General features: G+C 42.4%; 10 protein-coding genes. 3 read left to right on the forward strand and 7 right to left on the reverse strand.

Annotation, left to right across the window (positions count from 1 at the left end):
- Positions 1-537: TetR/AcrR family transcriptional regulator (locus KPL72_RS15505; RefSeq protein WP_219703590.1), on the forward strand; the 537-nt coding region annotated here is incomplete at its 5' end.
- A gap of 111 nt (positions 538-648) precedes the next feature.
- Here the strand turns inward: KPL72_RS15505 and KPL72_RS15510 are convergent.
- From KPL72_RS15510 to KPL72_RS15525, 4 genes are all read right to left on the reverse strand, one after another.
- Entirely contained in the window at positions 649-1,932 is a 1,284-nt protein-coding gene (locus KPL72_RS15510) for a 2-hydroxycarboxylate transporter family protein (RefSeq protein ID WP_219703591.1), read from the reverse strand.
- Between the two features lie 256 nt (positions 1,933-2,188).
- Positions 2,189-3,907: a GGDEF domain-containing response regulator gene (locus tag KPL72_RS15515; RefSeq protein WP_219703592.1), complete on the reverse strand. Its 1,719-nt coding sequence runs from the start codon at positions 3,905-3,907 to the stop codon at positions 2,189-2,191.
- A 13-nt stretch (positions 3,908-3,920) separates the two neighbouring features.
- Positions 3,921-4,346 carry a response regulator gene (locus KPL72_RS15520; RefSeq protein ID WP_212915703.1) on the reverse strand — a complete coding sequence of 142 codons (426 nt, stop codon included), beginning with the start codon at positions 4,344-4,346 and terminating at the stop codon, positions 3,921-3,923.
- Positions 4,347-4,360: 14 nt separating this feature from the next.
- Positions 4,361-5,854 (reverse strand): sensor histidine kinase, encoded by a 1,494-nt coding sequence (locus KPL72_RS15525; protein ID WP_249422292.1) that lies wholly within the window; start codon positions 5,852-5,854, stop codon positions 4,361-4,363.
- Positions 5,855-6,465: 611 nt separating this feature from the next.
- On the opposite strand from KPL72_RS15525, the gene KPL72_RS15530 reads away from it, so the two are divergent.
- The gene (locus KPL72_RS15530) at positions 6,466-8,094 is read left to right on the forward strand and encodes a methyl-accepting chemotaxis protein (protein ID WP_219703593.1); all 1,629 of its coding nucleotides are present in this window, start codon (positions 6,466-6,468) and stop codon (positions 8,092-8,094) included.
- Positions 8,095-8,228: 134 nt separating this feature from the next.
- Here KPL72_RS15530 and KPL72_RS15535 read toward each other — a convergent pair whose 3' ends face one another.
- The 3 genes from KPL72_RS15535 to KPL72_RS15545 all read right to left on the reverse strand — a co-directional run bounded on the left by KPL72_RS15535 (position 8,229) and on the right by KPL72_RS15545 (position 11,113).
- Positions 8,229-8,825: a hypothetical protein gene (locus KPL72_RS15535; protein ID WP_219703594.1), complete on the reverse strand. Its 597-nt coding sequence runs from the start codon at positions 8,823-8,825 to the stop codon at positions 8,229-8,231.
- 96 nt (positions 8,826-8,921) lie between these two features.
- The gene (locus tag KPL72_RS15540) at positions 8,922-9,986 is read right to left on the reverse strand and encodes an FAD:protein FMN transferase (RefSeq protein ID WP_219703595.1); all 1,065 of its coding nucleotides are present in this window, start codon (positions 9,984-9,986) and stop codon (positions 8,922-8,924) included.
- A gap of 140 nt (positions 9,987-10,126) precedes the next feature.
- On the reverse strand, positions 10,127-11,113 hold the full coding sequence (locus KPL72_RS15545; RefSeq protein WP_212915699.1) for an AraC family transcriptional regulator: 987 nt from the start codon (positions 11,111-11,113) through the stop codon (positions 10,127-10,129).
- Positions 11,114-11,240: 127 nt separating this feature from the next.
- Here KPL72_RS15545 and KPL72_RS15550 point away from each other — a divergent pair, with 127 nt between their 5' ends.
- Complete coding sequence (locus tag KPL72_RS15550; RefSeq protein WP_219703596.1) at positions 11,241-12,446, forward strand: MFS transporter; 1,206 nt, start codon at positions 11,241-11,243, stop codon at positions 12,444-12,446.
- Positions 12,447-12,540: the final 94 nt, after the last annotated feature.

Here is a 12,540-nt window from a genome sequence, read left to right on the forward strand (position 1 = left end):
CAAGCTTCTACTTACATTTTGTCAGAGTCTGGATGGAGAGGATTTACGACAAACGCGATTGCTGAGCGGGCAGGCGTGAACATTAGTTCGTTGTACCAATTCTTTCCCAATAAAGAATCAATCGTTGCAGAATTGCAAAAACGGCATTCTGACGATATGCGCACAGACTTGTTGGATACCCTTAGTAATTTGGCAGTAGGGCTTACTTTTAGGGAAGTGCTTACGGAGATTATCGACGTGCTTGTTAAAAAGCACCAAATGGAGCCAGAGGTTCACAAAGTCCTTAATAAAGAAATTCCGTTTACGGTGAGATCCGTTTTAGACGAAGCAACCGAATTGCGTGACCAGCTTTTATTTATCCTAGAACCTCACATGGTGGATGTGCCAGATCCGAAACTGTCGATTTATATTATTGGTGTATCTATTGATGCGGTGATAAATGAAGTGATATCCAGTCGACCTCATATGCTCGGTGAAGCAGCCCTAACAACGGAGTTAGTGACTTTATTGGAGCGTTTTTTGGTTCGACCTGTTTAGTTGTAAGCTTGAACTGTAATTGTTTTAGAGAAGGGAGAGGTGGTAGATTTATTCAAGGAGTGATGGATTGAAGTCAAGGTTCTGATGACCCTGACTTCAATGTAATGTACTTTACGCGATAGCTTGAACCACTAGAGTCGCAAGAATCAGCATGAAGGCGCCGCCAATTCGAGAAGATATCTGTGCGAACGGCATCAATTCCATACGTTTACTTGCTGCAAGAACCGCTACGTCGCCTGTACCACCCATGTTAGCCATGCAAAGACCGCCAGTGATAGCCGCTTCGATAGGGTAGAAGCCCATCAACCAGCCAATCAAGCCAGCGCCAAACACTGCGCCAAGTACTGTGATTAAAACTAATAAGAAGTACATAGGAGACAAAGCGTCTAGAATTTGGTTTAGATCGGTATAAGCAACACCGATACCAACCAACAATGCCGGCGTTAGGTTGCCTACAACAAATTTATACCAAGAGAACGCCGCTTGTTCTAATGCTTTTGGCATGATGCCAGACACTTTGATGATCGCAATAGATAGGATCATTAGAGCGTATGTGTGCATGCTGATGTAATTTGATAGCAAAGTGCCAAGGAAATACATGCTTACCGCAAGTAAAGCGCCAATACCTAATGTTGTGATATTGAGAGAGGATGCTGTTTGATCTTCTTCCTCTATTGTTTTTTGACCACGAATTAGCTGGCCATTACCTGTAAGACTAGGTGCTACTTGACCAAGCTTGTGTAGCAAGCCCGCCATAACAATGGCAATAGCGTTACCAATAGCTAGTGCTGGAACCATTTGAGACATTAAAGATTCAGCACTCATGCCTGTTTTCCCAGACATGATTTCAACTAGAGGTACAGCACCTGCACCCATGCCACCGCCCATAATAGGTAGAGCGATCAGCATAACGGAATCGTAGAAGCTTTTGCTAACCAGCATGCCAATTAGACCTGTGAAGATACAAGCAAAGAAAGCCGATCCTAAAATGACAGGAATGTACTTCAACGCTGCTTTTTTAAGGGTCTGAGTATCCATACCGAATATAGAGCCGGTCACTAAACTGGCAACATAAAAAGATAAAAAGCCGCCACTTTTCATGAATGTCGTGACATTACTTTCTGCGCTAGAAGGGAATAGGCCGCTGTGAAATAGGTAAGCAGAACCAAAAATAACCACGATGGCACCGCCACCAAAAAATTGGTTGATAATCGGTGTTCTGTCCCCAATGTAATTAAGAATAAAGCCAACAATAACCATAATCCCTATGGCACCTATCATTCCGCCGGGCATCATGCCTGCAAAGGTGGCTAATAAAATAGTGATAGCGGCAATAGCTAATATGATTTTACTGGTGCGTTGATCTCGCACCGTCATTACATCATTAGTGATCATTGTAGACTCTCTTTTTTTCTGCTTGTTTTGATTATTCGCCGCAGTCTACCAACCTTCGTTCTAAGCGGAAGTTACTTTTCCTTTAATGAAACTAAAAAGCAGTTTTGAAACTTTTGTAAGGGTTTTTTTGGTGGGATTTTGCACAATTGCGAGTTTGTTTTGTCATGATCTGATTTACTGTACATCGTCAAAACACCGTTTTTTAACTATGAAAAAACGGTGTGGCGCATCAGAAAAGTATGTATTGGATAAGGTATTAGTGGATATTATTTTTTGGGCTGTACGATTGAATCCATGCTGTCATTTTATCTGCAGCCATCGGTTTGGCAATAAAGTACCCTTGACCCCGTAGGCAGCCCATGTCAATAAGTGCTTGCACGTGTTCAAGAGACTCAACCCCCTCAGCAATTAGGTGGTAGTTAAACGCTTTACTGAGCGCAACAACACAAGCGACGATAGAGCGATCCTCTTGGTTTGATAAAATGTTCTGAACGAAACTTTTATCGATTTTTAACGTGTTTAGTGGAAGTTGTTTTAAATAGCTAAGTGACGCATAACCTGTCCCGAAATCATCTAGTGCTACATGAACCCCTAATTCACAGCAAGCTTTTACCACTTCAACTGCATTGTTAATATCACAAATTGAAACAGTTTCTAGCACTTCAAGTTCTAATAAACTGGGATTGGTATTGGGAATATTTTTTAATAATTGACCCAGGCGTTGAGCGAAGCCTTTGCTAAGTAAGTGGGCTGGGGCAATATTGACGCTGACAACTAAGTCATTTTTTTGCCATAAGACGTGTTGTCTAAGAGCTTCTTGTAAAACCCATTCACCGATTAAAATTCCTGTATTTGGATGCTCCAATACCTCTGAAAACTCACCCGGATAGAGAAAGCCCATAGTAGGATGGTTCCAACGAATGAGAGCTTCAACTCCTATTAACTTATGATTCAGCATGTCTACTTGAGGTTGATAATGAAGAACAAATTCATTTCGCAAAATACCTCTTTCAGCTGCCTGCAACATTGTTCGCCGAGCATACTGGCGTCGCTCTTCTTCAGGATCAAAAAATATAATATTATTTCTTCCCATATTTTTTGCTTGATACATGGTTTGATCAGCTCTGCGTAAAATAGTATCTGCATCTAGGCTATCGTTGGATACTAGAGCTACACCAATACTTGCTGATACTTGAACTTGGCAGTCAAATTCAGCTAATTCGATGGGAGTGTTGACTAATTCAATAAGGCGGTTGAGAAAACCGTCACATTCTTCTCTACAGTTAACATCACGAAGTAATAAAACAAACTCATCACCACCGATTCGGGCTAAAGTATCGCTTTTTCGAAGTATCTGCTTTAGCCGATTTGCAATGGTAACTAGTACATAGTCGCCTGTATCGTGACCATAATTGTCATTTACAGGTTTAAAATTATCTAAATCAAGAAAGGCGACAGCTGCGGCATTTTGATTGAGGATAACTTGCTGTAACTTTTCGAGTAGCAAAGGGCGGCTTGCCAATCCTGTTAAGTTGTCATAATGAGCCATATCGTGCAGTTTTTTTTCTAACTCGGCCCGATGGATAGAGCTAATAATAGCGCGTATGAGCTGAGGGCTTTGTAATTGGCTCTTTAGCAGATAATCACTGGCACCAAGTCGCATTGCTTCAGCGGCGACTTCTTCATCGCCTAAGCCTGTTACCATGATCACTGCGCAGTGGCTATCCATTTTGGTGCGTATATTATTGAGTAGAGTAAGCCCAGAATTTAGCCCTAAGCGATAGTCAACAATAACGCAGTCGTAGTCATTGTTACTGAGGAAATTCATAGAGTCCTCAACCGATGATGCTTCTGAAATATTGGTTTCTATATCGGATTTAGACAGCATTCTACGCAGGCGTTCGCGATCGACATCATCATCGTCGACAATTAAGAGTTTTAGAACGTGACCTTCATTGGTTTCTAATACTTCCATGATTTCTCCAGACCTAGCGATTGGGCTCAACAGCATTTCTATAGGCATCCATTAAAGCGGCAAGTTTTGCAAATTGTGGTCCCACAGCAGACTTGACCATATAGCCTGCTACATTATTGTCGTAAGCTCGCGAACGATCATTGTCATCATTCGAGGTAGTAAGGATAAAGATGACAGTATCTTGTAGGCTTGGGTCGTCACGTACATACTCTAAAAACTCAAAACCATTCATGACAGGCATATTCAAATCCAGTAACACCACATAAGGCGTTGTCAACGCTCTGCTTGGGTGCCTGTTTTCAAGAATTTCAATAGCAACCTTGCCATGCTCTGCAAAAACAAGGTTTATATCTGGCGCTACTTTTCTTAGGCTGCGTGTTATTGATTCTGCTGCTACATCATCATCTTCAACGATGAGTACACTTAATTCTTTAATCATGAGTGTCTTTCCTTTTAGATATGAGTATCTTTCCTTAAAAATCTAGGCCACCAGACATGGAAAGTGACGCCTCGTTGATGCTTATTTGCTTCAACACTTATACGTCCTCCATGTGTTTCTACCAAACGCCGACTGACTGATAAACCAATTCCTGTGCCGCTGCGCTCATTAGATGTCACAGTTTGAAATAGGCGAAAAATACGTGTGAATGCGGCTTCTGGAATACCAGGTCCATCATCACAAATCGTAAAATGACAAAGGTTGTTTTCAGCAACACAGCCAATGGCAATGGAGCCAGTATCTTGGTCATGATGCTTTATAGCGTTACTAATAAGGTTGCGCATGACGGTTTCGAGAGGTGTCCATACCGAAGTGAAATGTTCAAGTTGGATGTCACGGGATATTGTTATACCTTTTGGGACTTCCAAGAGTTCGAATATATTGTCGAATAGAGTATTTACATTAATATCTTGTGTGTTGGACTCTACTTTTCCTGCTCTAGCATAAGCTAATAAATTATCTATTAGCTGCTCCATGCGCTGAATACGAACGCTGATACGCTCAAGGTTTCGTGTCACATCTGGCAAGGGATCTTCACCAATATCTTCTTTAACCCATTCTAATAAATCTGCAATGCCTCTTAGTGGAGAGCGTAAGTCATGAGAGGCAACGTAAGTAAACTCTTCTAAATTGGTGTTGGTTTCACGTAGCTCCTGTTCTAAACGTTTGCGCTTGGTAATGTCCAATAAAGAAACAAGCACCATTTCGCTGTCTTCTTCGTCTTCAAATGGGCTTAGCCCTATTTCAACAGGAAATTCCCGTCCGTCCTTATGTAAGGCGGTAAGATCTCGACCCACGCCCATCATTCTTGGTGTTGGGCTTTTGTGAAAAGTATGACGTAAATGGTTGTGATGTTTGCGATAGCGTTGTGGCAGAAGCATATCCATCGACTGATTTATTAATTCCTCAGAGGTATAGCCAAAGGACTGGCACAGTGCACTATTTGTTAAATGTATAATGCCGTCAGCATCAATGACCAGTACACCATGAGGCGCATCTTGAATTGAGCGTTGGAACATATTACTTGCTCGTTGTCTTGTCGTGAGGTCAATCAAGGTTGCCAAGACAAAAGTTTGATCTCCCTGTTCTATTGGGTTTAAGCCAATTTCAATTGGAATATGTTTTCCGTCTTTTTTGCGTGCATAGAGAGCCTGTCCAACTCCCATTTGGCGTTTACGAGGTTGACTGAAGAATTGCATCATGAGCTTTTTGTGGTTTGCTTGAAACTCGATAGGGAGTAAAAAATCAATATCTTCCCCTAATAGCTCTTCTGATGAATAACCTAATATTTCGGAAAGTGTTTCATTGATAAATAAGATTTTAGCGTCAGTACTGACCACCATAGCGCCCATAGGTAAGCAGGTAACTAATTGCTGTAAAAAAGCATTTTCTGCCAACTGTTTGTTCTGTATCGGGTTATTGTTATTAGTGGCTTCATTATGATCCATCATGCATTCCAATTGTAAAGAAGACTCTATATATAGATAGACTAGGAATGAAAGAACAGCAATTAACCTAATCATTAGATTTGTTAAAAATAGTATCTATTACAATATGATGGCGTGAAAAATAAAGTGTAATTTTGGTTGTGTTTTTTGGAAACGCTAGTAGATGCAAGTTTGTCTGATTTTGCGGTATGCATCTCTTGGTAAGGTATGAGCAAGTCCTTCAGTCCTAGCTTCTAGACTATGCCTTTCGGGGCTCTCAGAGTAAACGTCACTTATCGTTGCTATATTTCGAAAGGCACCTTTTACGAGATACTTTCTTTACTTGAATATACTGTAATATAGCAAAATTACATCAAACCTAAATTGAGTAACATTTGTTAAAAAAAGTGATGAAAAAGTTACAAAAAAACATGTTGAGTGATCGTAAATAGAGTTTTTGCCAATTGAATACTGCATTAATAAACGCTAGCATGCTTTCGTTTTATGAAATGTTGTTTCTTCGTTTTTTAAATGAAGATGAGTTGCGTTTTGCCAGTAATGTTTTAAAGATTTAAGTCCTAAATCTTATTGGTTAATAGTAGTGGTTTATTAAATGGAGTTATGAAAAATTAATGAAAAACATTAAGTTAAGTGTATTGCTTTTTTCTAGCTATGGATTGATTGTTTTAGGCTTAATCATGATCGTTGTGTTGTCTTTCACTCGAATGAACAACATTAATAATCAGTCGACAGTCATTTCTGAAGACTGGTTGCCATCAGTGCGTTTAGTTGAGCGTATTAACACTCAGACTGCAGATTTGCGTAATGCTGAAGCGGTTCATATTATTTCTCATATGCAAGAAGAGCAGGCGAAAGCTGAGAAAGAGATTGAAGACTTGAAGTCTAAAATTGCTAAGTCTATTGATAGCTATAGAGCGATGTCTTCTAGCCAAGAAGAAACGTCATTATTAAAGCAGTTTGAGCAAGAATACAAAAACTATTTAGGTATTCAAAATCAATTACTTAATTTATCAAGACAGAATGAAGATGAGGCTGCTCGATCTTTATTTATGTCGCAGTCTTTAATGAAATATAATCAGTACTCGGATGTATTGTTAAAACTTTCTGAAGTGAATACGGAAGGCGCCAACCTAGCAAGTAAGAATGGCGACATGGTTTATCAAGAGTCTATTTCTATTCTTGCTATCTCTGCAGCCGTTATTGTAGTGATGGTCTGTATTGTGGCTTTCTATATAACACGAACATTAACTCAGCAGGTCGGGTACATTCAAAATGCCATGACGCGTTTGTCAGGTGGTGATTTAAGTTTTCGTTTAGATAATGTCTCTCGCAGCGAATTAGGTATGTTAGCGAGTCACTTCAATACAACAATCGAACAACTATCTACAACTGTTAACGATATTCAAGATGCGGCGACTCAGTTGGCTTCTACATCAGAAGAGCTTAGTACTGTTACGGAAAAATCGACTCAAGACATGCACCAGCAAAACGAGCAGTTAGAGTTGGCTGTTTCTGCGGTAACTGAAATGACATCAGCTGTTGAAGATGTGGCGCGTAATGCGGTCTCTACTTCGAAAGACTCTGATATTGCTGATGAGCGCGCTGAACTAGGTCGAGATCAGGTTCAGCAAACCATAAAAACTATTCAGTCTTTACTGACAGAATTAAAAACTACGACTCAAGGTGTGAATGATTTAGCAGCGCAAGTTAGCAGTATTGGCTCAGTATTGGATGTCATTCGTGGTATCGCAGATCAAACGAACTTGCTGGCATTAAACGCGGCGATTGAGGCGGCTCGTGCTGGTGAAACTGGTCGAGGTTTTGCGGTTGTTGCAGACGAGGTGCGTGCCTTGGCTCATCGTACTCAAGAGTCGACAAAAGACATTGAGAAAATGATTCAGTCAGTACAAAGTGGAACAGATGTTGCGGTAAGCTCAATGCAACGTAGCCATGACAAGGCCAATGCGACATTGGATATTGCTAACTTGTCAGGTGATGCACTAAAAGCTATTGCCGAGTCTGTTTCTCGTATCAATGATCAGAATATTGCCATTGCCAGCTCGGCAGAAGAGCAAGCTTTAGTTGCACGTGAAGTAGATAAAAACTTACTGGCTATTCGTGATATTGCAAACGAAGCGGTTGCTGGGGCAAATCAATCCAGTGCAGCGAGTTTAGACCTTGCACGACTAGCAGAAAACCTAAATGGATTAACGAAACGTTTCAAACTGCTTAAGTCGTAACGTTATATCTGTTAGATTGTAACTAACATGAAATGATATTAAAAAGACCGAGTAGTTTGCTATTCGGTCTTTTTGTTTTGTCCACGTATTAACGAATTAATGAAAGGCAAGTAGCAATAATGGCTGCCTGTACGCTAGTTTATTCTATGGAATGGACGCTTAGAGTCGAGTCTGGTTGGTCTCTGTAACGTATCTTGGTCATCAGCTCCAGTGTAGAGATTGTCGTTATTGATATAAATGATGTTGTATTCTTCAGGGTAGAAGTGGGCGCCATCATATCGCATAGTGCGACTATCTACTTCGGTGACGATTGTGCCATCACTCAGCATAATGCCGTTCCCCAATGTGAATTTGCTAAATGATGTCGGGTTCGGGGCCCCTGGTAAGGGGCTAGTGCAGCCAGCATCAAGGTAGTTTTTGATATCTGTGGTGAATTCGTTATGACTGAAGGATAACGTAACGATATTATAGTGCGCTTCACCTTCTACATGCCCACATGGCTTTCTCCAAGAGCCTTCAAGGTCACTGGTCGTCACGGTGGCGTTATATACTTTTTCGATATCGTTAGGATTGTTTTCTGTGTCGTTACCTTCGCTCTCGGTATCCTCGACTTCTGTAACAGGGCTTTCGTCGCTGCCTTTGAAATAATTCCCAATTTTGGTGTAGCTTTCATTGCCTACGCAGCCAGCCATTAGTACAGAAACTAGGCTTACCAATACAAGCTTTTCCATAGCACTTCTTCCTTACGAAATTGTCAGTTCAATATATGATTAAAATAGTCTCGCATAAGGCGAGCAGTAGTAACAAGCATTACACCTGCTTGCTTTTTAATCAAATTTCACTCTGTCTGTTTTTAGCAAAGCGGCACTGCTGGAGTTCACCAACTTGTCGCTTTTTCTTTCGATGAAGAAGACTTCTAGGTTTTCATTTTTGGCGATTTTTGCACCTTCAACTGGGCCAAGGCAAAGCATAGTTGTTGCCCATGCATCGCTGATCCTTGGATCAGTACCAAATACCGACGCTGAGACAAGGTCGTGTGTAATCGGCTTTCCTGTACTTGGATTAATGATATGGGAATACTCTACGCCGTTATCGTCGAAGTGGCGGTTATAAGTGCCTGATGTATCAAGAGTGACGCCATCTTCGTTTTTCACTGTGATGACTTTATAGACTTTTGGTGCGCCGTCAGCAGAAGGAATAGGGCTTTGGATCGCGACTCGCCATTTGTCACCATTAGGCTTGCGTCCTTTGATCTTCATATCGCCACCAAATTGCACCATGTAATTCTCGTAGCCTTTGGATTCCAGTACATGGCTTAACTTGCCAATAGTGTAGCCTTCGCCCATGGAAGAAAAATCAAGCTGTAAGAAAGGACGAGTTTTACGTACGCGCATATTTTCTTCGTCGACCTCTATCTTCTCTATCCCAAGCTCAGATTTTAGGGCGGTTAATTCTTCTGGTGTTGGTACGTGAAGTTTGTCGGTTTTAAAGCCCCATAAATCGAACAAAGGCCCAATGGTCGGATCATAACAACCTTCTGATTTGGCGTGTATGTCTTGGGCGATTTGAACAAGCTCTACAAAATCCTGAGAAACGGGCTGCCAAGCCACAGAAGGGCTGCGGTTAAACTCGGAAATGAAGGAATCTGGACGATAAGTGGAAAGCTCTTTATCAATCTTCGCAAGCGTATCGTTAAACGCAGCTTGTACCTCGGCGACTGGAACTTCGTCTTCAGACCAAAAACTGATTTGATACGTCGTGCCTTGGGCATAACCTTCCACCGTTTCAAGTTTTGGTGGTTCACTGCACCCCACTAAAAAAGTCGTCATGAGAAGGGCGCTAAAGCCTGTAACTTTGGTTGCTTTAAAGCCAGATTTTATCGAAATAGACATGAGATTTAAGCCTTATGGATAGTAAGTTCAGTAAGTCTACCAGCCGTTTATGATCAACTCTATCGAAGCGATTAGTATCCACACTAATGTGCATTTTTGCTTGTTCTTGGCTACGTTGTAATCAGCTGTTTTTTTACCCCCTAAAGCTCCGGAAGAAGACCATTCCTTACCGCGCCGGGTGAGATACCTGTCATTCGTTTGAAGGCTCGACTGAAAGACGCTGTTGAGCTATAGCCAAGGCGATCTGCAATTTCGTCAAGATTCAGGTTGTCTTGGCTGATCCATTGGCTTGCGAGTCGCATGCGCAGATTGCCTAGGTATTGCTGTGGTGTGGAGTGGGTTAATTCGGTAAAGCGCTCAGCAAAGACAGACCGTGAAACGCCCATTTCGGAAGCCATATCTGCTACCGACCATTGTCGACCTGGGTCATGGTGCAGGGCGGATAATACCTGTGCCAATTTGGGGTCGCGCATGGCTTCAACCCAGCCGCAGACATCGCATCCAACTTCTACCCAACGACGTAAAATCGCTGCGGCCACGACATCGGCAAGTCTTGTTAAAATAACGCTGTATCCAGGTCGTTTGGCCTTTAGTTCTTTGGTCATGACATCAAGAATGGCCGGGATTTGAGGGTCATAATCGGGCACGGTTTCAATATGCATGACTTCGGGCTTCAAATGGGCTAATGGATGAAGCCAGCCTAAGTTGAACTCCATCGCACAACTGAAAATATAGTTGTCTTTTGATCTACAAATTTCGGTATCACAAGCACGGATTTCAGAGGAGGCATCACACAGTGATACTTTTTCAAAGGCATCGATACTGACTAATGGCACGCCGTCTTCGCTATAAATATCGTGCGCTCCAGCGCAAGGCAACAATACAGCATCGCCACAGGCAAGTTTGTGTACAGCTCCGCTCTTGGTTCGAAGTAATACTGAACCTTGACCAATAAAATGAAAGTACGCCAATTTTGTATCGGCTCCTTCTCCATATTGCAGGCCGAATGGTGCTGAAATTTCGACACGCCGATATTCAAGGCCTTTAAGGCGAACACCGGACAGAAGCTCGTTTACCATGTCGTGTCGGCTTTCATTGAATTGGCTAGTTGGTAAAGAAGGTTGCATAATGCTCCGGACGAAATGGTATAAATTTAAGATATATTGGTATATATCGTCTGGACTGTCCATATTATTCTTCTCTGCATGTTGTTCGATAGGCAATGTACAAACATTTATATCCAGAGGATTTTCAATGACGAATACCGTAAATGAGCCATCCATGCAGACAAAAGAAACGCCTGCTTGGTGGGCTGTGATAGCCATGACGTTAGGGGTTTTTGGGTTAGTTACGGCAGAGTTTTTGCCTGCTAGTCTCCTTACTCCAATGGCATCAGACCTTTCCATTACCGAAGGCATGGCTGGCCAAGCGGTTTCGGCTACTGCTATTTTTGCGGTAATTGCCAGTCTTTTAACAGCCACCGTGACCCGCAGAATAGACCGTCGATACGTTTTGTTAGGCTTCTCTATACTATTAGTTATATCAAGCGCCTTGGTTGCACTTGCTCCGAACTTCTTCTTGCTGCTGGCTGGTCGGGTATTACTTGGTATCGCGCTTGGTGGTTTCTGGACCATGGCGGCCGCTGTCGTTATGCGCTTGGTTCCCGATAAAGACATTCCTCGTGCGCTGGCTATTATGTTTAGTGGTGTGTCAGCTGCGACGATTTTTGCGGCGCCGCTTGGAAGTTACCTTGGTGGTACTATTGGCTGGCGCAATGTCTTTTGGCTTGTCGCTTTACTAGGCGTTCTGGTTCTTTTTGTCCAGTTTGCGACCTTGCCGAAAATGCCGCCACGTGGGCGAGCGACATTGGGTACATTAATAGCAGTAATGAATCGACCGAGAATGAAGTTTGGCCTAATAATGCTGGTGCTTATTTTTACAGGTCACTTCGCATTATTCACCTATGTCCGACCCTTTCTTGAAAACGTAACAGGCGTTGCTACGGCTGGTATTTCTGGCATTTTGTTGGGCTTTGGTGTGGCGAACTTCATTGGGACTCACCTAGCTGGTGCGTTAATTGCGCGATCTCTGCGTCTTACCTTAACTGTTGCACCATTGATCATTGGCTTAGCAGGAATAGGGATGGTTAGCATTCAGGGCGCTGTTGCTCCAACCGCTGTATTGGTAGCGATTTGGGGTATGGCGTTTGGTGGCGTGCCTGTTGGTTGGTCGACTTGGATCACGCGTAGTGTGCCGGACGAAGCCGAAAGCGGTGGTGGACTTTTAGTTGCTGCTATTCAAGTAGGGATTGCTACCGGTGCCGCAGCGGGTGGATTGGTGTTTGATACAAGTGGTGCGTTGGGTGTCTTTAGTATCGCTGCTTTGATACTTCTGGCGGCTTCCTTGTTTGTCTCAATCGGCTTGAGAACTAAACCCACGGCAGTTGCAAAAAGCATTTGATCTAAAAAACGCCTATCTATAAAAATCATTAGCCTAATGATTAAAGCACTCTGATTATATTGTTAATAGTCAGGGTGCTTTTTTATTCATTGGG

The organism is Marinomonas lutimaris, assembly GCF_019426345.1.
GTDB lineage: Bacteria > Pseudomonadota > Gammaproteobacteria > Pseudomonadales > Marinomonadaceae > Marinomonas > Marinomonas lutimaris.

Bases quoted from the DNA above. Each gene is read 5' to 3' on its own strand.
- KPL72_RS15510 (WP_219703591.1), bottom strand. From the start codon at position 1,932: ATGATCACTAATGATGTAATGACGGTGCGAGATCAACGCACCAGTAAA.
- KPL72_RS15515 (WP_219703592.1), bottom strand. From the start codon at position 3,907: ATGGAAGTATTAGAAACCAATGAAGGTCACGTTCTAAAACTCTTAATT.
- KPL72_RS15520 (WP_212915703.1), bottom strand. From the start codon at position 4,346: ATGATTAAAGAATTAAGTGTACTCATCGTTGAAGATGATGATGTAGCA.
- KPL72_RS15525 (WP_249422292.1), bottom strand. From the start codon at position 5,854: ATGGATCATAATGAAGCCACTAATAACAATAACCCGATACAGAACAAA.
- KPL72_RS15530 (WP_219703593.1), top strand. From the start codon at position 6,466: ATGAAAAACATTAAGTTAAGTGTATTGCTTTTTTCTAGCTATGGATTG.
- KPL72_RS15535 (WP_219703594.1), bottom strand. From the start codon at position 8,825: ATGGAAAAGCTTGTATTGGTAAGCCTAGTTTCTGTACTAATGGCTGGC.
- KPL72_RS15540 (WP_219703595.1), bottom strand. From the start codon at position 9,986: ATGTCTATTTCGATAAAATCTGGCTTTAAAGCAACCAAAGTTACAGGC.
- KPL72_RS15545 (WP_212915699.1), bottom strand. From the start codon at position 11,113: ATGCAACCTTCTTTACCAACTAGCCAATTCAATGAAAGCCGACACGAC.
- KPL72_RS15550 (WP_219703596.1), top strand. From the start codon at position 11,241: ATGACGAATACCGTAAATGAGCCATCCATGCAGACAAAAGAAACGCCT.